Below are 20,836 nucleotides of genomic sequence, written 5' to 3' on the forward strand. Positions count from 1 at the left end.
GCCTAGTCAGGCACGGGTAGCGGGCTGACGCTTGAAAATTTCCCGGAACACCGGGTAGATGTCCGCCGTAGAGTGGATGCGCTGCATGGCGAAGTGCTTGCAGCGTTCCTTGACCTTGAGGTACTCGTACCAGAGGTTCTGCGGCTCGCTTTCGGTGATCTCGACATACGCGTAGTACTGACACAACGGCAGTAGCGACTCACTCAGGATTTGGGCGCAATTGGCCGAATCGCTGTCCCAATTGTCGCCGTCCGATGCTTGCGCCACATAGATGTTCCACTCGCTGCTGTTGTAGCGCTTGTAGACGATCTCCTTCATCAGGTTGAGTGCTGATGACACCACGGTGCCGCCGGATTCGCGCGAATGGAAGAAATCGTGCTCGTTGACCTCGACAGCACTGGTGTGATGCCGGATGAACACGACTTCGATCTTCTCGTAATTTCGCTGCAAAAACAGATAGAGCAGGATGAAGAAACGCTTGGCCATGTCCTTCTTCGCTTCGTCCATGGAGCCTGATACGTCCATGATGCAGAACATGACCGCTTGACTGGTTGGTTTCGGCTGTCTGACGCGGTTGTTGTAGCGCAAATCGAAAGGGTCGATGAAGGGAATGCTGGCGAGCCGCTCGCGCAGCATGTGGATACGCTTACGTTTCTCACGGACCTCGATGTCATGCTCTTCGTCGGATTCGAGCAGGGTATCCAGATCCTCCTCGACCTCGTTGAGCTCAGACAGGGTGGGAGCGGACAGTGCCACACGACGCGCCAAGGCCCCGCGAAGCGAACGGACGATACTGATATTGGTTGGCGTGCCGTCGCTGGTATAGCCGGCACGCACGGACTTCATTTCCTCAATCCCCATGAGCTGGGTCTTGACCAGGTTAGGCAGCGCCAGATCCTCGAAGAAGACATTCATGAATTCTTCGCGAGACAGCTCGAAGGCAAAGTCATCCTCCCCCTCGCCATCCTGGCTGGCCTTGCCCCCCCCTCCTCCGGCCCCGCCCTGCGGCCGATTGAAGCGATCCCCCTTGATGAACTCCTCGTTCCCCGGATGAACATTCTCGGTGACGCCCCCCTTGCCGTGATGGAATACCGGCTCTGAGACATCCTTGACTGGAATGGAAACCTTTTCACCGCTGTCGATATCGGTGATGCTCCTCCCCTTGATGGCCTTGGAGACGGCTTCCTTGATTTGGGCCTTGAAACGGCGCAGGAACCGTTCGCGGTTTACCGCGGACTTGTTCTTTCCGTTCAGACGACGATCAATGATGTGAGCCATAGCCACCTCTGCAATCCCGGTTCGACAAGGCGAGTACCTTGCCGCTGATGCCTGGCCGGAACCGGAGCCCCGGCCAGAAAAGCGGGCTTACGACGACTTGCGCACCCGGAGGTACCATTCGCACAGCAGACGCACCTGCTTGGCGGTATACCCCTTGTCGACCATGCGGTTGACGAAGTCCTCATGCTTCTTGGCGTCCTCGGCACTCGCCTTGGCGTTGAAAGAGATGACCGGCAGCAACTCCTCGGTGTTGGAGAACATCTTCTTCTCGATCACCATACGCAGCTTCTCGTAGCTCGTCCAGGTCGGGTTCTTGCCTCCATTGCTGGCTCGTGCCCGCAGCACGAAGTTGACGATTTCGTTGCGGAAATCCTTCGGGTTGGAAATGCCCGCCGGCTTCTCGATCTTTTCCAGCTCGGCGTTGAGCGAAGTCCGGTCGAAACTCTCGCCGGTATCCGGGTCGCGGTATTCCTGGTCCTGAATCCAGTAATCGGCGAAGGTCACGTAGCGATCGAAGATGTTCTGCCCATACTCGGAATAGCTTTCCAGATACGCAGTCTGGATTTCCTTGCCGATGAATTCGACATACTTGGGCGCCAGGAACTCCTTGATGAAGGTAAGGTACTTCTGCTCGACCTCAGGCGGGAACTGCTCGCGCTCCACCTGTTTTTCCAGCACGTACAACAGGTGCACCGGGTTGGCCGCCACTTCGGAATGATCGAAGTTGAATACCTTGGACAGAATCTTGTAGGCAAACCGGGTGGAAAGCCCGCTCATGCCTTCGTCCACACCGGCATAGTCGCGGTACTCCTGCAGCGATTTGGCCTTGGGATCGGTGTCCTTCAGGTTTTCGCCGTCGTAGACCTGCATCTTGCTGAACAGGCTGGAGTTTTCCGGGTCTTTCAGCCGGGACAGTACGGCAAACTGCCCCATCATTTTGAGCGTTCCCGGTGCGCACGGTGCATTAGCTAGCGAAGAATTGCGGATCAGCTTGTCGTAGATCTTCATTTCCTCGGTCACGCGCAAGCAGTACGGCACCTTGACGATATAGATACGGTCGAGGAAGGCCTCGTTGTTCTTGTTGTTCTTGAACTGTTTCCACTCGGACTCGTTGGAGTGCGCCAGGATGATGCCCTCGAACGGGATCGCGCCAAAGCCCTCGGTACCCTTGAAGTTGCCTTCCTGGGTTGCGGTCAATAACGGGTGCAGCACCTTGATCGGCGCCTTGAACATTTCCACGAATTCCAGCAAACCCTGGTTGGCCAGGCACAGGCCGCCGGAATAGCTGTAGGCATCCGGATCGTCCTGAGCGTATTTTTCCAGCTTGCGGATATCCACCTTGCCGACCAGCGACGAGATGTCCTGGTTGTTCTCGTCACCCGGCTCGGTCTTGGCCACAGCAATTTGCTTCAATACCGAAGGGTAGCGTTTGACGACGCGGAACTGACTGATGTCGCCGTTGAACTCATGCAGACGCTTCACGGCCCACGGGCTGGGGATGGCACGCAGGTAGCGACGGGGAATGCCATACTGTTCCTCGAGGATGGAGCCGTCTTCGTCGTAGTTGAACAGGCCAAGCGGGGACTCGTTGACCGGCGAGCCTTTCAGGCAATAGAAAGGCACCAGTTCCATCAACTCCTTGAGTTTTTCCGCGATGGACGATTTGCCGCCACCAACCGGACCCAGCAGATAGAGAATCTGTTTCTTCTCTTCAAGCCCTTGGGCCGCATGGCGGAAGTAGGCCACGACCTGCTCGATCACCTCTTCCGTGCCGTAGAAATCGCGGAAGGCCGGGTAGATCTTGACCATCTTGTTACTGAAAATTCGCGATTGCCGCGGATTGTGGCGGGTGTCGATCAGTTCAGGCTCGCCGATGGCCATCAACATGCGTTCGGCGGCGGTGGCGTAGGCGGCGGGTTCGCGCTTGCAGATATCCAGGTATTCCTGGATGGTGTACTCCTCCTCGCGCGTCCGATCGTAACGTGAAGCGTACTGGCTGAAGATATCCGGGTGCATGGCTCTGCCTCCTGACGTTGCGGCAGGGGGCGGCAGCGAACGTTTCGCACATTCGCCATGCCCCCTTGCACAATTAGAGTGACTGCTAGTGAACCGGTTCTACTTCATTATGTTTTTTTGGGTATAGCACAGGAATCCGGGCTCGTCGCGGCAATCTATGTCAGCTGGATGTAAGAAATTTTCCCGGTTCAGGATTTCAGTTCAATGATGCGCGCACCGATTTCATAAAGCCGGCCGCGCTCAATTTCGTTGCAGCGACGCACCTCCACTTCGGCTTCGAACGGCTTACCCGGCAGCCCACCAACAGCCGGGGCACGCACCACGACCAGCAGCCTTTCGCCGAATTGCGGCACGAACGAAGTGCGCAGTGCAAGCCCGTCGATCGACAGGTCGATGCATTCGCCATAATGGGTTTCGCCGGTATTGCGTGACTTGATGCGGGCGTTGCACCCCATGCGGACACGCCGTGCGCCACGGCGTTCGTGGTGCGGATCAAACGGTGGCACCCGGCAACCTCCCGTCGAGGTGGGCGGACAACCAGTGCAGGCCGACGATCGACTTGCTGTCGCAAATTTCGCCGGTCAGGGCCATACCCATGGCGTCGGCCAGCGGCACGGTGACGACGTCGAGAAATTCGCCGTGATCCAGCTGCCGTTCGTGCAGGGTCAGGTCCTGGGCGAGGTAATAGCTGATCTGTTCGTTGGCGTAGCCGATGCAAGGATGCGCCGTGCCCAGGTAAGTCCAACGCTCGGCCTGATAGCCCGTTTCCTCGCGCAATTCCCGGCGCGCCGTGCTGTCGCGCGCTTCGTCCGGGTCGATCTTGCCGGCGGGAATTTCGAGAAAGACCCGGCCGGCGGGATAGCGGTACTGGCGCTCCATGACCAGTTCGCCGTCAGGCGTCAGTGCCAGGATGGCGACCGCACCGGGATGCAGGATGTATTCGCGAAACGCGGTGCTGCCGTCCGGCAGTTGCACCTTGTCCCGCCGCACCTGGAGAAAGCCCCCCTGGTAAACCGTTTCCGTGCTCAAGGTTTGTTCAACGAGTTCCACGCCATCCCTTCCGTTTCTTCCATGCCATCACGATATAACAGCGCCATCCTGCCCGAACGCACAGATATCCGGCAAGCCCGAGCGTGAGACCCAGCATGGGCACGCCGACCGCCAGTGGCAAGCCCAAGCCCGCCATCCAGCCTGCCACCTGCTGCAGCCACTCCACTGGTGACGACATCGACCACTCCGGTATGGCTGTCATCGTATCGTGGTTGACCCGCCCCAGCAGCAGCTTGCCGTAGGTATACGCCAAGTAGTAGAGCGGAAGGTAAGTCAGCGGGTTGCTATAGAGCGTGGTGACGATGGCGACCGGCAGATTGACGCGGAACACGAGCGCCAGCAAGGCGGCGGTGATCATCTGGCTCGGCCCCGGCATCAGCCCGGAGAACAAGCCGATGGCAAAGGCCAGGGCCACCTTGCGCCGGTTCAATGACCAAAACGCCGGATGATCCAGATACGGCGCCAGCCATCTCAGGTAACGGTTCTGGAACAGCACATGGCGATCTGGCAGCAGCTTGCGCAGGTGTTGGCGGATTCGGCTCATGCGGGCGGACTGTCGTTAATTAGCAACCATGCCTCAGTCCATGTTAGCGAAAAAGCTTGCCAAAGCTTCATTCATAATTTAAACATACGTTTGATTTATTGGCCGGTGCGATACCGGCAGAAAACGATTGCCCGAACCGCACGACTACGGGCCGAGCTACTCAGGAGACAACACCATGCCAGCCTACAAGGCCCCCCTGCGCGATTTCGATTTCGTCCTGAACGAGCTGATCAAGATCCAGGACGTCATCCCCACCCTGCCCGGCTATCAGGAAGCCACGCAGGATATCTACACCTCCTACCTCGAAGCCGCCGCCCAGTTCTGCGAGAACGAGCTGGCTCCGCTCAATCGCCCGGGCGACGAGGAAGGCTGCCACTTCGACGCCGTCACCCATAGCGTGACCACGCCGGCCGGCTTCAAGGAAGCCTACGCCCAGTACTGCGAACTGGGTTTCCCGGCACTCGACTGCGATCCGGCCTACGGCGGCCAGGGCATGCCCAAGTCGCTGGCCTTCCCGGTGATGGAAATGCAGTGTTCGGCCAACGTGGCGTGGTCGATGTACCCCGGCCTCTCCCACGGCGCTTATTCCGCCATCCACGCCCACGGCAGCGAGGAGCAGAAAGCCACCTACCTGCCCAAGCTGGTATCGGGCGAGTGGACCGGCACCATGTGCCTGACCGAGCCGCACTGCGGCACCGACCTGGGCCTGTTGAAGACCAAGGCCGAGCCGAACGGCGACGGCAGCTACAGCATCACCGGCACCAAGATCTTCATCTCAGCCGGCGAACACGACATGCCCGGCAACATCATCCACCTGGTGCTGGCACGCCTGCCGGATGCGCCGAAGGACGTGAAGGGCATCTCGTTGTTCATCGTGCCCAAGTTCCACGACGACGGCAGCCGCAACACCGTCTACTGCGGCGCGCTGGAACACAAGATGGGCATCAAGGCCAACGCCACCGCGGTAATCAACCTCGACGGCGCCAAGGGCTGGCTGATCGGCGAGCCGAACAAGGGGCTCTCCTGCATGTTCACCATGATGAACGCGGCGCGCCTGGGCTGTGGCATGCAGGGTCTGGGGATCGGCGAGGCCTCGTTCCAGGGGGCGCTGGCTTACGCCAAGGAGCGTTTGCAGATGCGTGCGCTCAACGGCGTGCACAGCCCGGACAAGCCGGCCGACCCGATCATCGTTCACCCGGACGTGCGCCGCATGCTGCTGACGCAGAAGGCCTACACCGAGGCCGGCCGCGCGCTGACTACGCTGCTGGCGCTGCAGCTGGATATCGAGGACAAACACCCCGACGCCGCGGCACGGCAGGACGCCGCCGACCTGGTGGCACTGCTGACCCCGGTGGCCAAGGCCTTCATGACCGACAACGGCTACACCGCTGCCAACATGGGCATGCAGGTATTTGGCGGTCACGGTTTCATCCGCGAATGGGGCATGGAGCAGCTGGTGCGCGACTGCCGCATCTCGCAGATCTACGAGGGCACCAACGGCATTCAGGCGATCGACCTGCTGGGCCGCAAGGTGCTGCTCGATCAGGGCCAGAAGTTGCGCAAGTTCACCAAACAGATTCACAAGTTCTGCCAGGCCAACGAGGGCAACGACCGGCTGGCCGAGTTCGCCGGCCCGCTGTCGCGGCTGCTGAAGGAAGTCGGCGACGTCACCATGGCCGTCGGCATGGCCGCGTTCAAGGACAAGGACGAGGCCGGAGCGGCCGCCACCGACTACCTGCGCCTGATCGGCCACCTGACCTACGCCTGGTTGTGGGCACGCATGGCCGAAGTGGCCTACACCAAGCTGGGCCAGGGCGAGGACGATTTCTACCAGGCCAAGATCACCACCGCCCGCTTTTACTACGCCAAGCTGCTGCCGGAAGTGGAAGCGCTCAAGGCCACCATCAAGAATGGCGCCAAGCCGCTGATGAGCCTGAGCGAGGAGCAGTTCGCCTGCTGATAACCGGTTTGTTCGACTCTGTGCAGGAGTGTGTTTTGGCGGCCCTTTGGGGCCGTTTTTTTTTGATCGCCTGTCCCCGTCATGAAAACCGCCCCACGAGCATGCAGCCGGCGGGGCGGTTATATGTGACGGATCGAATTCACGTTGAGCTTGTAAAAGAAATCGTCGCGAGCAACCCGAGGCCGGTTTAAGAAGCACAGCCGTACAAGTGGTACGGCGAGCATCGCAGAACCGGGATCGGGGTGCGCAGCAGATTTATTTACAAGCGCTCAGTTCTTGCCGTGGCAGGCCTTATACTTCTTGCCGCTGCCGCACGGGCAAGGATCATTGCGGCCAACCTTGTCGCCTTCGCGGCGCACCGTGCTCGGGGCCTGTTGCTTGGCCTGCCAGTAGGCGTAGACGGCCTGGATCGCGTCGGGCAGTTCGTCCTTGAAATTGTCGAGTTCGGCGTCGGTGAAGGTGATCAGCTCCTTGCCCTCTTCCTCGTCCTCGAACATGCCACCCAGCGCCATGATCGGCAGCAGCAGGTCTTCGAAACCCTCGTCATCGGCGGCCTCGAACCAGTCGGTATCGACGTTGTCCAGCGCGTACAGGTAGGCGTTGCACCACGGCCAGAAGTCGGCTTCTTCGGCGTCTTCGGCTTCGTACAGGATCAGATCAGGCACCTCGCCGGCTACCAGCGCGGCAACGGTGGCATCGTACAGTTTCTGCAGCAACGCCCCCAGTTCGGCCTCGGTCGTGGCATCCTCGAACTCGGGAGCGTCCCCCAGCACCTCGTCGAGCCAGCTGCCGGCCTCAATCGTGTCAGGGCCGCTGGCCAGTGCCGTGAAATAGCCCTGCACTTCGTCCGGGCGCATGGTGCTGCCGCTTTGCGACAGTGGGGTCAGCAGTTCTTCCAGACGGGCCAGGTCGGCGTCGGTGAATACGATGTCGCTCATGATGATTCCTCGGGTTGTTTGCCGGGCATTGTAGCGAAAAGCCCCGCTGGGCGGGGCACTTCACGGTAAGCGCTGGTCAAGGCATGACAAGCGGCGAACGCGGAGAGACGGCGGTTGTGCCAGGGCCGGCAGGGTGACGCAAGCCTGCCGGCACCGCTGTGCTGCACGCTGTCCGGTACGCGACGGTCCTTTATCGCAAGACCCCGGATGCGCATACCATCCATCCGCCCCGAAACCTCCGCCGCCACGCCATGCCGAGGCAGGCCGCCTCAGGCGGTCTTGTGCTCGCTCAACCCCAGCTTCTCCTTCATCTGTTGCCGCATCATGAACTTCTGGATCTTGCCGGTGATGGTCATCGGGAAGCTATCGACGAATTCGATATAGCGCGGAATCTTGTAATGCGCTATCTGGCCCTGGCAGAAAGCACGGATTTCGTCGGCGCTGGCGGTCTCGCCGTCACGCAGGCGGATCCAGGCACATAATTCTTCGCCGAAGCGGTCGTCCGGCACGCCGATCACCTGCACGTCCTGGATCTTGGGGTGGCGGTAGAGGAATTCCTCAATCTCGCGCGGATAGACGTTCTCGCCGCCGCGGATCACCATGTCCTTGGCGCGGCCGACGATGTTGCAGTAGCCCGCCTCGTCGATCACCGCCAGGTCGCCGGTGTGCATCCAGCCGGCCGGGTCGATGGCCTCGCGCGTCTTGGCGTCGTCCCCCCAGTAGCCCAGCATTACCGAGTAGCCGCGCGTCAGCAGTTCGCCGGTTTCGCCGCGCGGCACGATGCGGCCCTCGCCGTCGACGATCTTCACTTCCAGATGCGGGTGGATCAGGCCGACGGTGGAGACCTTGCGCTCGACCGGGGTGTCGGTGGCACTCTGGAAGCTGACCGGGCTGGTCTCGGTCATGCCGTAGGCGATGGTGACTTCCCCCATGTGCATGGTGTCCACCACCCGCTTCATCACCTCGATCGGGCACGGGCTGCCGGCCATGATGCCGGTGCGCAGGGTGGAGAGGTCGAACTCGCCGAAACGCGGGTGATCGAGGACGGAGATGAACATGGTCGGCACGCCGTGCAGGGCGGTGCACTTTTCTTCCGCCACGGTCTGCAGCACCGCCAGCGCCTCGAAGCTCTCGGACGGAAAGATCATGGTGGCGCCGTGCGTCAGGCAGGCCAGGTTGCCCAGCACCATGCCGAAGCAGTGGTAGAGCGGCACCGGGATGCAGAGCCGGTCGCCCGGCACCAGCTTCATCGCCTCGCCGACGAAGAAGCCGTTGTTGAGGATGTTGTGGTGGCTCAGCGTGGCACCTTTCGGGCTGCCGGTGGTGCCGGAGGTGAACTGGATGTTGATGGGGTCGTCGAACTGCAGGCCGGCGCCGGTATCGGCCAGCATGGCGCGCTCGGCGTCGGTCGGTTCGGTCAACAGCCGGTTGAAGTTCAGCATGCCGGGGCTGGCCTCGTCGCCCATGCGAATCACCATCTCCAGCGTCGGCAGCCTGGCGGCGCGTAGCGCGCCGGGGGTGCAGTGGGCCAATTCCGGCGCAAGGTCGTTGACCATTTCCAGGTAGTCGCTGCTCTTGAAGCTGGGCGACAGCACCAGCGCGCGGCAGCCGACCTTGTTGAGGGCGTATTCCAGCTCGGCGCGGCGATAGGCCGGGTTGATGTTGACCAGCACCAGTCCGGCCTTGGCGCTGGCGAATTGCATCAGCACCCATTCGACGTTGTTCTGCGACCAGATACCGATGCGCTCTCCCGGCTTCAGCCCCAAGCGTTGCAGGCCACACGCCAACCGCTCGACCTGCTCGTGGAGATCGGCGTAGCTCCAGCGCACGGACTGCTGGCGCACCACCAACGCCTCGCGCGTGGCGTGGCGGGCGCAGGTTGCGTCGAAGTACTGGCCGATGGTCTGCCCGATCAACGGAATCTCGCTGGCGCCATGGACATAACTGGCTTGGGTCATGCTCTCTCCTCCTGTATCGCGGAACGCGGTGATTGATCTGCTTTTCTTCTGTGCGATAAGTTACTATTACGTAAACGTAATCACAAGACCGACCTGCAAGCGTGGAGAAAACGCTACAATCGCGACATGTGAGAATCGATCGCAGCAGGCTCGCGAGCCAAAGCAGGTTGAGTAGCGCCGGAGCACAGGAACCGGAATGTACAGGAGTACATGAGGATCATGGCTGAGCGAATTAGAAATTCGCACGCGCAGAGCCCCGCCGATACTCAAAATGGGCAGGCGCAGCAGCCTGATGCGATAGGTTCTAAGGACAGGGATCACCATGACACAACAAGAGCTATTCTCCATCTCCGACCTGGCCCGCGACTTCGGCGTCACCCTGCGCACCATCCGCTTCTACGAGGAGCAGGGGTTGATCGAACCGGAGCGCGCCGGCCGCCAGCGCGTGTTCACCCGACGCGATCGCGCCCGTCTGAAGCTGATTCTACGCGGCAAGCGCATCGGGTTGTCGCTGCAGGAAATCCGCGAAATCCTCGACTTGTACGAACTGGCGAAAGATGAGGCGAGCCAGTCGCTCAAGCTGTTGCGGCTGTTGAGCGAACGCCGCCAGCAACTGGAAGAGCAGCGCGACGACATCGATGCAGTGCTGGCCGAGATCGACACGCTGGAAGCGCACTGCCGTACCGTGATCGACGAGATGACCGCCAAGTCCGACTCCGCCAACGGCTGAACCCAACCCCACCAAGCGGAGTTAGGCTGCGGACAAAGTACTCTGGTACGTGTTTACAGGACCCGGCAGAGCCGGGTCTCTCCACCTAAGCATTTGATTCCGCAGCCTCTCTATCTATCCCCAATCCCCCTGCCCTTGCCCTGTAAGGGGGCTCGCTACGCTCGATCGGGTTTGTCAGCAATCTGAACCCCACCAAGCTGGTTTTTTTTGCATTTTCATATTGACGCTTACGTAAACGTAAACCAAAATAAATCGACGACATGGCCCTTGCGCCGAGAATGACAGAGGAGAAAACGATCATGTTCACCAGCCTGCGTTTTGCTCATGGCGAGACTTATGAAATGTTGCGTGATTCGGTAAAGGCCTTCGCCGACGCCGAGATCGCCCCGCGCGCCGCCGACATCGACCGCGACAACCTGTTCCCGGCCGACCTGTGGAAGAAGTTCGGCGACCTGGGCCTGCTTGGTATCACCGTAGAAGAAGAATACGGTGGCAGCAACATGGGGTACCTCGCGCACATGATCGCGATGGAGGAAATCTCGCGCGCCAGCGCCTCGGTCGCCCTCTCCTACGGCGCCCACTCCAACCTGTGCGTCAACCAGATCCGCAAGAACGGCAACGCAGACCAGAAACGCCGTTACCTGCCCAAGCTGATCTCCGGCGAGCATGTCGGTGCCTTGGCGATGTCCGAACCCAACGCCGGTTCCGACGTGGTGAGCATGAAGCTGCGCGCCGACAAGAAGGGCGACCGCTACGTGCTCAACGGCAGCAAGATGTGGATCACCAACGGCGGCGATGCCGACACCCTGGTGGTGTACGCCAAGACCGACGTCAACGCCGGCCCCAAGGGCATCACCGCCTTCATCGTCGAGAAGGGCTTCGCCGGCTTCACGCACGGCAGCAAGCTCGACAAGCTCGGCATGCGCGGTTCCAACACCTACCCGATCTTCTTCGACGACTGCGAAGTGCCGGCTGAGAACATCCTCGGCAAGGAGGGCGAAGGCGTGAAGGTGCTGATGAGCGGGCTGGACTTCGAGCGCGCCGTGCTGGCGGCGGGCCCCTTGGGCATCATGCAGGCGTGCATGGACGTGGTGGTGCCGTACCTGAACGACCGCCAGCAGTTCGGCCAGGCCATCGGCGACTTCCAGCTGATGCAGGGCAAGCTTGCCGACATGTACGTCAAGCTGTCGGCCAGCCGTGCCTACGTCTATGCCGTGGGCCAGGCGCTGGACCGCGGCGAATCCGGCCGCCAGACCCGCAAGGATGCGGCAGGAGCGATCCTCTACGCCGCCGAGAACGCCACGCAGATGGCGCTCGATGCCATCCAGTGCCTGGGCGGCAACGGCTATATCAACGAATATCCCACCGGCCGCCTGCTGCGCGACGCCAAGCTGTACGAGATCGGCGCCGGCACCAGCGAAATCCGCCGCTGGCTGATCGGCCGCGAGCTGATGGCCGAAACGAGGTAAGCCATGCCGACACTCGAATCCAAGCTGTCGCCGCGCGCGGCGGAGTTCCAGGCCAACGCCGACAAGATGCGCGCGCTGGTGGCGGACCTGAAGGAAAAAGTGGCCAAAGCCGCGCTGGGCGGGGGCGACGCCGCCCGCGCCAAGCACGTGGCGCGCGGCAAGCTGCTGCCGCGCGAGCGTATCGATCTCTTGCTCGATCCGGGCGCGCCCTTCCTCGAGCTGTCGCAGCTCGCCGCCTTCGGCATGTACCACGACGGTGCCCCCGGCGCCGGCGTGGTGGCAGGCATCGGCCGCGTGGCGGGGGTGGAGTGCATGATCGTGGCCAACGACGCCACGGTGAAGGGCGGCACCTACTACCCGATGACGGTGAAGAAACACCTGCGCGCCCAGGAAATCGCCCGCGAGAACCGCCTGCCCTGCCTCTATCTGGTGGACTCCGGCGGTGCCTTCCTGCCCCTGCAGGATGAGGTGTTCCCCGACCGCGAGCACTTCGGCCGCATCTTCTATAACCAGGCCCAGCTCTCCGCCGCCGGCATCCCGCAGATCGCCGTGGTGATGGGCTCGTGCACCGCCGGCGGCGCCTACGTGCCGGCGATGAGCGACGAGACCATCATCGTCAAGGAACAGGGCACCATCTTCCTCGGCGGCCCGCCCTTGGTGCGCGCCGCCACCGGCGAGGTGGTCGACGCCGAGGGACTGGGCGGCGGCGACGTGCATACCCGCATCTCCGGCGTGGCCGACCATCTGGCACAGAACGACGCGCACTCACTCTCGATCGCCCGGCGCATCGTGGCCGACCTCAACTGGAAGAAGCAGGGCGAACTGGACCGCGCCGAACCCACGCCGCCGCGTTACGCTGCGGAGGAAATCTACGGCGTGATCCCGGTCGATCCGAAGAAGCCGTTCGACGTGCGCGAGATCATCGCGCGACTGGTGGACGACTCGGACTTCGACGAGTTCAAGCAGAATTACGGCACCACGCTCGTCACCGGCTTCGCGCGGCTGAACGGCTACCGTGTCGGCATCATTGCCAACAACGGCATCCTGTTCTCCGAGTCCGCACTCAAGGGCGCCCACTTCGTCGAGCTGTGCTGCCAGCGCGGCATCCCGCTGATCTTCCTGCAGAACATCACCGGCTTCATGGTGGGCAAGAAGTACGAGAACGGCGGCATCGCCAAAGACGGCGCCAAGCTGGTGACGGCAGTGGCTTGCGCCAGCGTGCCCAAGTTCACCGTGCTGATTGGCGGCAGCTTCGGCGCCGGCAACTACGGCATGTGCGGCCGCGCCTACTCGCCGCGTTTCCTGTGGATGTGGCCGAACAGCCGCATCTCGGTGATGGGCGGCGAACAGGCAGCCGGCGTGCTGGCGCAGGTCAAGCGCGACCAGTTGGGCGACGCCTGGTCGGCCGAAGAGGAAGAGGCGTTCAAGGCGCCGATCCGCTCGCAGTATGAACACCAGGGCCACCCCTACTACGCCAGTGCGCGGCTGTGGGACGACGGCGTGATCGACCCGGCGCAGACGCGCGAGGTGCTGAGCCTGGCGCTGGAAGCCACCCTGTCGGCACCGATCGAGAAGACGCGCTTCGGCGTGTTCCGGATGTGAGGTCTGTGATGAGCTATACCACCCTGGAAATCGAACGCGCCGGGTACCTCGCCACGGTGTGGATGAACCGGCCCGAGCTGCACAACGCCATGAACGAGGTGCTGATCGCCGAGCTGACGCGGGCCTTCGTCGAATTGAACGAGGACGCCGGCGTGCGCGTGATCGTGCTGGCCGGACGCGGCAAGAGCTTCTCGGCCGGGGCCGACCTCGACTGGATGCGCCGCGCCGCGGGCTACAGCGAGGCGCAGAACCTGGACGATGCCAACCGGCTGGCCGCCATGCTCAAGGGCATCTACCGCAGCAAGAAGCCTGTCATCGCCCGCATCCACGGCGCGGCAATGGCCGGCGGCACCGGGCTCACTGCGGTATGCGACGTGGCGATCGCCACCGACGCCGCAAAGTTCGCCCTGACCGAAGTGCGGCTGGGGCTGATCCCGGCCACCATCGGCCCCTACGTCGCCGACGCCATCGGCTGGCGCCAGGCGCGGCGCTACTTCCTCAGCGCCGAGCGCATCGACGCCGCCACCGCGCTGAAGATCGGCCTCGTGCACGAAGTCGTCGCCGCCGACGAACTGGACGCCCGCGTCGCGGCGGTGGCCGCCGAGTTCGCCAAGGGCGGACCGCAGGCCCTGGCCGCCGCCAAGGACCTGCTGGGGCTGCTGCGCGACGGCTCGCCGCTCGACGACGTGCTGCTGGACGACACCGCCCAACGCATCGCCGCCATTCGCGTCGGCGCCGAGGCTCGCGAAGGGTTGGCGTCGTTCTTCGACAAGCGCCCGCCGGCGTGGGCGAAGGACTGAGATGCACACCTACCCGATGCCCAGCGCCTTTGCCACGCCGCCTTCGGCCAACCTTGCCGACAGCCACCCAGCCATTGCTCCGGAGACGGCGAAAACAGAAACAGGGAAGCGCCCCACCATGTTCAACAAGATCCTGATTGCCAACCGCGGTGAGATTGCCTGCCGCGTGATCAAGACCGCGCGCGCCATGGGCATCCGCACCGTGGCGGTGTATTCCGATGCCGACGCCGACGCCCGTTTCGTCAAGCTGGCCGATGAGGCTTACCGTCTGGGCCCTGCGCCGGCGGCCGAGTCCTATCTGAAAGCCGAGCTGATCCTCGACATCGCCAGGCAGAGCGGCGCCCAGGGCATCCACCCCGGCTACGGCTTTCTGTCCGAGAACGAGGACTTCGCCGCCGCCTGCGAGGCCGCCGGCATCGCCTTCATTGGCCCGCCGGCTTCGGCCATCGCGGCGATGGGCAGCAAGTCCGCCGCCAAGGCGCTGATGGAAAAGGCCAAGGTGCCGCTGGTGCCGGGCTATCACGGCAACAACCAGGAGCCGGACTTCCTCAAGAGCCAAGCCGACATCATCGGCTACCCGGTACTGATCAAGGCCAGCGCCGGCGGCGGCGGCAAAGGCATGCGCATCGTCGAGAAATCCGATGACTTCCTCGCCGCGCTCGCCTCCTGCCAACGCGAAGCACGCGCCAGCTTCGGCGACGACAAGGTGCTGGTGGAGAAGTACCTGACCCGCCCGCGCCACGTCGAGATCCAGGTCTTCGCCGACAGCCAGGGCGACTGCGTCTACCTGTTCGAGCGCGACTGCTCGGTACAGCGCCGCCACCAGAAAGTGCTGGAGGAAGCTCCCGCTCCGCACCTGCCGGCGGAAACCCGTAAAGCCATGGGCGAGGCCGCCGTCGCCGCCGCTCGCGCCGTGGGCTACGTCGGCGCCGGCACGGTCGAGTTCATCATGGACGTGGACTCAGGCCAGTTCTACTTCATGGAAATGAACACCCGCCTGCAGGTGGAACACCCAGTCACCGAGATGATTACCGGTCAGGATCTGGTGGCGTGGCAGCTCAAGGTGGCCTCGGGTCAGCCCTTGCCACTAAGCCAGGACAAGCTGGCGATCCGCGGCCACAGCATCGAGGCGCGCATCTACGCCGAAGACCCGGACAAGGGCTTCCTGCCGGCCACCGGCACCCTGGTGCACTTGCAGCCGCCAGCGGAGAACACCCAGGTGCGCGTCGATACCGGCGTGCTGCAGGGCGATACCATCAGCCCGTTCTACGACCCGATGATCGCCAAGCTGATCGTCTGGGGCGAGACGCGCGAAGCCGCACTGCAGCAGCTCGACGCCGCGCTGGCGGCGTACCAGGTGGCGGGCGTCACGACCAACATCCGTTTCCTGCGCCGCATCGTCGCCAACCCGGCGTTTGCCAGCGGTGACGTCGATACCGGCCTGATCGCCCGCTACCAGGACAGCCTGCTGCCGCCCGCGGCGGCACCGAGCAGCGAACAACTGGCCTTGCTGGCACTGGGCGAAGTGCTCGCCACGCAGGCCGACGACCGCCACGCCTTCGGCGCGCTGGCCGGCTGGCGCCTGAATGGCACGTTGAAGCGCCGCGTGGCCTTCCAGCATGGCGAGACCCGCCACGAGGTCATGGCGAGCTATCTGGGCGACGGCTTCGCGCTGGAGATCGGCGGCGAAACGATCCAGGCCAGCGCTCGCCTCGAGCAGAACCGCCTCGCGGCCACGCTGGGCGACAAGCAGCTCGACGCCACCCTGGTGCGCCACGGTCTGCAGCGCGTGCTGTTCGCCGCAGGCGAGCGCCTGGCACTCGACTATGTCGACCCCTACGCCTACCAGGAAGCCGGCGTGCACGGCGAAACCCACCTCAAGGCGCCGATGCCGGGCCGCGTGGTGGCGCTGTTGGCCGAAGAGGGGAAGGCGATCGCCAAAGGGGAACCGCTGCTGATCCTGGAAGCGATGAAGATGGAGCACACCATCACCGCGCCGGCGGACGGCAAGGTGCTGGCGTTCTACTTCGCCGCCGGCGAACAGGTCAAGGACGGCGACGAGCTGGTGGATTTCGAGGCGGAGTGAGGGCATGAGCCTCCATGCCAAAGGCATGGCAGCTCGGCCCAACCCTCACGGAGAATGGACATGACACCCCAGATCGTCGACCACCCCGGCATCACCCTCGCCGGCTTCGCCATCCGCACCAGCCTGCAGGAGCAGGCCAACCTGCGCGACATCCCGGCGTTCTGGCAGCGCTACGCCCAGAGCTTGCGCGCACCGTTGCTGGCGTCGCTCGGCCTGCCGCACGCCGTGGAATACGGTGTCGTGCGCAGCTTCGATCCGGCCAGCGGCACCTTCGACTACCTGATCGGTATCGAATGCCAGAACTCGCCGCAACTGCCCGCGGGCGCCGGCCTCCATACCATCGCCCCGGCCCGCTACGCCGTGTTCACCACGCCACCGGCCGACAACGACGAGGCCTTCTCTCGCGCCATCGTCGCCACCTGGCAGGTGGCCGACCAGGACTGGCTACCCACGGCCCCCTGGCAGCATGCCGGCAGCGAGTCGTTCGAACGCTACGACGGCCGCAGCAGCCCCGGCCACGCGGGGCGCCAGATGGAAATTTACCTGCCGGTCGTCCCGCGCTGGCCGTCTTTTTACCCGGCACCCGCGACGGCAGGTGCCTCACTGGATAGCGACGCCATGAAACACATCAAGATCGTCGAAGTCGGCCCGCGCGACGGGCTGCAGAACGAGAAGCAGCCGGTCGCGCTGGCGACCAAGCTGGAACTGATCAAAAGGCTGCGCGACGCCGGCCTAACCACCATCGAAGCCGGCGCCTTCGTGTCGCCCAAGTGGGTGCCGCAGATGGCCGACTCGGCCGAGGTGCTCAAGGCGCTCGACCTGTCCGGGCCGGTCAACTACCCGGTGCTGGTGCCCAACGAGCAAGGGCTGGACGCCGCGCTGGCCTGCGGCGTCAGGGAGATCGCCATATTCGGCGCCGCCAGCGAGAGCTTCAGCCGCAAGAACATCAACGCCAGCATCGCCGAGAGCCTGCAACGCTTCGAAAGCGTGATGGCACGCGCCGCTTCGGCCAACCTTCGCGTGCGAGGCTACGTCTCGTGCGTGGTAGGCTGCCCCTACGAGGGCAGGATCGCGCCACAGCAAGTCGCCATGGTGGCCAAGGCGCTGTACGACATGGGCTGCTACGAGATTTCGCTGGGCGACACCATCGGCGTGGGCACCCCCAACACGGTGCTGGCGATGCTGGAAGCCGTCAGCAAGGTTGTGCCAACAGAACGGCTTGCCGGGCATTTTCACGACACCTACGGCATGGCAATCGCCAATATTCATGCCGCCATCGGCGCCGGAATCGGCACATTCGACTCATCGGTTGCAGGTTTGGGTGGCTGCCCGTATGCTCGGGGAGCCTCGGGCAACGTGGCCACCGAAGACGTGGTCTACCTGCTGCACGGCCTCGGCTACGAGACCGGCATCGACCTGCCGCAGCTGGTGGCGACGGCCCGTTTCATTTCCGGCGAATTGGGCAGGGAAGTCGGTTCGAGCGTGGGCAAGGCCTTGACCTTGCCCGAATGACAGCAATCGTCTGCGTTGTCGCCCGCCTCCGCTGACACTGCAGCTTAAAGATAACAATCCACGGCCGCCGGCACCGCCGGCGCGTCGGGCTAGAGGAGAAACCATGCAGGAAGACTGGAGCCCGATCTGGCAACCCTTGCCGAGCCGCCTGGCCGGCAGCCACCTCACCGCCTTCACCCGCCTCGCCGAAACCGCCTTCGGCCAACCTTTGGACGACTACCACGCGCTGTGGCAGGCCAGCATCGACGACCCGGCTCGCTTCTGGTCGCTGCTGTGGGACTACGCCGGCGTGATCGGCAGCAAGGGAGAGACGGCCCTCATTCACGGCGACGATATGCTCGCCGCACGCTTCTTCCCCGACGCCCGGCTCAACTACGCCGAGAACCTGCTGCGCCGTCGCGACGACGCGCTGGCCCTGGTGTTCTGGGGCGAGGACAAGGTCAAGCGCGAGCTGACCTGGTGGGAACTGCACGACCTCGTCTCGCGCCTGCAGCAGGCCATGTCGGCGATGGGCGTGCGCGCTGGCGACCGCGTCGCCGGCTTCGTGCCGAACATGCCGGAAACCGTGGCGGCGATGCTCGCCGCCACCAGCCTCGGCGCGATCTGGACATCGTGTTCACCCGACTTCGGCACCGACGGCGCGATCGACCGCTTCGGCCAGACCGAACCCAAGCTGCTGTTCTGTCCGGACGGCTACTGGTACGGCGGCAAGGCCATCGACATCCGTGGCAAGATGCAGGTCATCGCCGACGGCCTGCCCAGCGTGGAAAAGGTCGTGGTGCTGCCCTACCTCGGCCAGACCGCGGCCTTCGCCGCCGCCGTCCCCAAGGCCGCGACGCTGGACGACTTCATCCAACCCTACATCGCCAACGAGGTGAGCTTCGAACGCGTGCCGTTCAACCACCCGCTGTTCATCCTTTACTCCAGCGGCACCACCGGCAAGCCCAAGTGCATCGTGCACGGCCACGGCGGCACGCTGCTGCAACACCTGAAGGAACACCAGCTGCACGGCGACCTGCACGCCGGCGACGTGCTGCTCTACTTCACCACCTGCGGCTGGATGATGTGGAACTGGCTGGTCTCCGGGCTCGCTAGCGGCGCCACGCTGCTGCTCTACGACGGCTCGCCGTTCGCCGCCAACCAGCGCGTCCTGTGGGACTACGTCAGCGCCTACCACTGCACCCACTTCGGCACCTCGGCCAAGTACCTCGACGCGCTGAAGAAGTTCGGCGTGGAACCGGGCGCCGAGTACGACCTCTCCCAGCTGCGCGCCATCTTCTCCACCGGCTCGCCGCTGGTGGCCGAGAGCTACGACTGGGTATACCAGCACATCAAGCAGGATCTCAATCTGGCGTCGATCTCCGGCGGCACCGACATCGTGTCGTGCTTCGCCCTCGGTTCGGCCAACCTGCCAGTGTACCGTGGCGAACTGCAGTGCCGCGGCCTCGGCATGGCGGTGGACATCTGGAACGACCGCGGCCAGCCGGTGCGTGGCGAGAAAGGCGAGCTGGTCTGCACCCGCCCCTTCCCGTCGATGCCGATCGGCTTCTGGCACGACCCGGAGCGGGAGAAATACCGCAAGGCCTACTTCGCGCGCTTCCCCAACACCTGGTGCCACGGCGACTACGCCGAGCTGACCGCGCACGACGGCCTGATCATCTACGGCCGCTCCGACACCGTGCTCAACCCCGGCGGGGTGCGCATCGGCACCGCCGAGATCTACCGTCAGGTGGAAGCGTTCGAGGACATCCTGGAAAGCCTGGCGGTCGGCCAGCGCTGGCAGGACGACGAGCGCGTGATCCTGTTCGTACGCCTGCGCGAGGGGCTGACGCTCGACGCCGACCTCGTCGCCCGGCTGCGCGACAAGATCAAGCACGGCGCCAGCCCGCGCCACGTGCCCGCCAAGATCATCCAGGTCGCCGATATTCCGCGTACCATCAGCGGCAAGATCGTCGAGCTGGCGGTCAAGAACGTGATCCACGGCGAGCCAGTGAGCAACGTCACGGCACTGGCCAACCCGCAGGCGCTCAAGCTGTTCGAGCACCTGCCGGAACTGCAGGGCTGATCTCCCTCGCACCGGGCCGCAAGCCGGCCCGTCAGCCGAGCTAGGCCGCAACCGCTTGGTCGCGGCTACGGATCAAGAATGGCTGCCCTCACCGCGAGAGGCAGCCATTTTTCGTTTCATCGCGGTACCGGTACCGACCCGTTTCGGCACGACCCGCCCCCATTCCAGGCCCCGATGACCCGCACAGGGTGCCGATCCCGGGTGAAACTGCCTCGCTCTCTGGCTACAGTTACAGGGTAACGGCAGCTATGCCCCCAGACGGGCAGCGCTAATGCCCCACGGTATGGGAAGGACTGAAACATGGCAACGAAACTGGCCCTCATCCCCCTGGTGACCCTCGCCCTGCTGCAAGGCTGCGTGGTCGCCCCTTATGACTACCCGGTCCAAGCCACGACGGCTGAGGTCGACGCCTACCCGGTATACATCGAAGGCGCGCCGGTCCAGTTCGTGGCCGGCTATCCCTACCCCATCATCTTCGATGCCAGCTTCGGCTGGGGCTACTGGGACCATGACCGACGCTGGATGCGTGTCCCGCCCCGGTGGCACAACGACCTGGAACGACGCTACCCGCACGGACGGGGAGCCCCGCTGTTCCGGCCGAATCCGCAGCAAGATTACCGCCGCTTCGACCCGCATTTCCGCGGCCCGCCCGGACGATGAAACGACAATGGCCGCAGATCGCTCTGCGGCCATTCGGGAATCGGCATCGAGACCTCATGTCCCTTGCCATGGCGCCTCACTTGGCTTGCGCGCCAGGCAGTCAGTAGACGCTAACCTCCGGTGTCGGCTGGTCTGAAACCATCCAGCCTGCCGATCATCAGCACAGAA

General features: G+C 63.6%; 16 protein-coding genes. 9 read left to right on the forward strand and 7 right to left on the reverse strand.

Translation table 11 applies throughout. The features are described 5' to 3' along the window. Window positions 1-6: 6 nt before the first annotated feature. From B9N72_RS05520 to B9N72_RS05540, 5 genes are all read right to left on the reverse strand, one after another. Window positions 7-1,278 carry a YeaH/YhbH family protein gene (locus B9N72_RS05520; RefSeq protein WP_085275428.1) on the reverse strand — a complete coding sequence of 424 codons (1,272 nt, stop codon included), beginning with the start codon at window positions 1,276-1,278 and terminating at the stop codon, window positions 7-9. Window positions 1,279-1,365: 87 nt separating this feature from the next. Beyond that, window positions 1,366-3,294 (reverse strand): PrkA family serine protein kinase, encoded by a 1,929-nt coding sequence (locus B9N72_RS05525; protein ID WP_085275429.1) that lies wholly within the window; start codon window positions 3,292-3,294, stop codon window positions 1,366-1,368. A gap of 188 nt (window positions 3,295-3,482) precedes the next feature. Continuing rightward, window positions 3,483-3,800 carry a PilZ domain-containing protein gene (locus B9N72_RS05530; protein WP_085275430.1) on the reverse strand — a complete coding sequence of 106 codons (318 nt, stop codon included), beginning with the start codon at window positions 3,798-3,800 and terminating at the stop codon, window positions 3,483-3,485. Then, the gene (locus B9N72_RS05535; protein ID WP_085275431.1) at window positions 3,787-4,344 is read right to left on the reverse strand and encodes an NUDIX domain-containing protein; all 558 of its coding nucleotides are present in this window, start codon (window positions 4,342-4,344) and stop codon (window positions 3,787-3,789) included. The genes B9N72_RS05530 and B9N72_RS05535 overlap by 14 nt, the downstream gene beginning before the upstream one ends. Further along, on the reverse strand, window positions 4,331-4,888 hold the full coding sequence (locus tag B9N72_RS05540) for a DUF2062 domain-containing protein (protein ID WP_085275432.1): 558 nt from the start codon (window positions 4,886-4,888) through the stop codon (window positions 4,331-4,333). Before B9N72_RS05540 ends, B9N72_RS05535 begins: the two co-directional genes overlap by 14 nt. A gap of 175 nt (window positions 4,889-5,063) precedes the next feature. Here B9N72_RS05540 and B9N72_RS05545 point away from each other — a divergent pair, with 175 nt between their 5' ends. Beyond that, window positions 5,064-6,848 (forward strand): acyl-CoA dehydrogenase C-terminal domain-containing protein, encoded by a 1,785-nt coding sequence (locus tag B9N72_RS05545; RefSeq protein WP_085275433.1) that lies wholly within the window; start codon window positions 5,064-5,066, stop codon window positions 6,846-6,848. A gap of 269 nt (window positions 6,849-7,117) precedes the next feature. On the opposite strand, the gene B9N72_RS05550 is transcribed toward B9N72_RS05545, so the two are convergent. Both B9N72_RS05550 and B9N72_RS05555 read right to left on the reverse strand, forming a co-directional pair. Beyond that, window positions 7,118-7,786 carry a YecA family protein gene (locus B9N72_RS05550; protein WP_085275434.1) on the reverse strand — a complete coding sequence of 223 codons (669 nt, stop codon included), beginning with the start codon at window positions 7,784-7,786 and terminating at the stop codon, window positions 7,118-7,120. A 269-nt stretch (window positions 7,787-8,055) separates the two neighbouring features. Next, window positions 8,056-9,744, reverse strand: coding sequence for an AMP-binding protein (locus tag B9N72_RS05555; protein WP_085275435.1), 1,689 nt, complete (start codon window positions 9,742-9,744; stop codon window positions 8,056-8,058). Between the two features lie 322 nt (window positions 9,745-10,066). Between B9N72_RS05555 and B9N72_RS05560 the strand changes: the two genes are divergently transcribed. The 8 genes from B9N72_RS05560 (at window position 10,067) to B9N72_RS05595 (ending at window position 20,668) form a co-directional block, all read left to right on the forward strand. Then, on the forward strand, window positions 10,067-10,474 hold the full coding sequence (locus B9N72_RS05560) for a MerR family transcriptional regulator (RefSeq protein ID WP_008954348.1): 408 nt from the start codon (window positions 10,067-10,069) through the stop codon (window positions 10,472-10,474). A 299-nt stretch (window positions 10,475-10,773) separates the two neighbouring features. Next, complete coding sequence (locus tag B9N72_RS05565) at window positions 10,774-11,943, forward strand: isovaleryl-CoA dehydrogenase (RefSeq protein ID WP_085275436.1); 1,170 nt, start codon at window positions 10,774-10,776, stop codon at window positions 11,941-11,943. A 3-nt stretch (window positions 11,944-11,946) separates the two neighbouring features. Then, window positions 11,947-13,545, forward strand: coding sequence for a carboxyl transferase domain-containing protein (locus B9N72_RS05570; RefSeq protein WP_085275437.1), 1,599 nt, complete (start codon window positions 11,947-11,949; stop codon window positions 13,543-13,545). Between the two features lie 8 nt (window positions 13,546-13,553). Continuing rightward, window positions 13,554-14,345, forward strand: coding sequence for an enoyl-CoA hydratase/isomerase family protein (locus B9N72_RS05575; RefSeq protein WP_085275438.1), 792 nt, complete (start codon window positions 13,554-13,556; stop codon window positions 14,343-14,345). A 1-nt stretch (window position 14,346) separates the two neighbouring features. Further along, window positions 14,347-16,431, forward strand: coding sequence for an acetyl/propionyl/methylcrotonyl-CoA carboxylase subunit alpha (locus B9N72_RS05580; RefSeq protein ID WP_085275439.1), 2,085 nt, complete (start codon window positions 14,347-14,349; stop codon window positions 16,429-16,431). 60 nt (window positions 16,432-16,491) lie between these two features. Next, window positions 16,492-17,943, forward strand: a complete 1,452-nt coding sequence (locus B9N72_RS21855) for a hydroxymethylglutaryl-CoA lyase (protein ID WP_159453018.1) — start codon at window positions 16,492-16,494, stop codon at window positions 17,941-17,943. 103 nt (window positions 17,944-18,046) lie between these two features. Beyond that, window positions 18,047-20,008 carry an acetoacetate--CoA ligase gene (locus B9N72_RS05590; RefSeq protein ID WP_085275441.1) on the forward strand — a complete coding sequence of 654 codons (1,962 nt, stop codon included), beginning with the start codon at window positions 18,047-18,049 and terminating at the stop codon, window positions 20,006-20,008. 300 nt (window positions 20,009-20,308) lie between these two features. After that, window positions 20,309-20,668: a hypothetical protein gene (locus tag B9N72_RS05595; protein WP_085275442.1), complete on the forward strand. Its 360-nt coding sequence runs from the start codon at window positions 20,309-20,311 to the stop codon at window positions 20,666-20,668. Window positions 20,669-20,836 lie beyond the last annotated feature (168 nt).

The organism is Pseudogulbenkiania subflava DSM 22618 (assembly GCF_900177275.1).
Lineage (GTDB): Bacteria > Pseudomonadota > Gammaproteobacteria > Burkholderiales > Chromobacteriaceae > Pseudogulbenkiania > Pseudogulbenkiania subflava.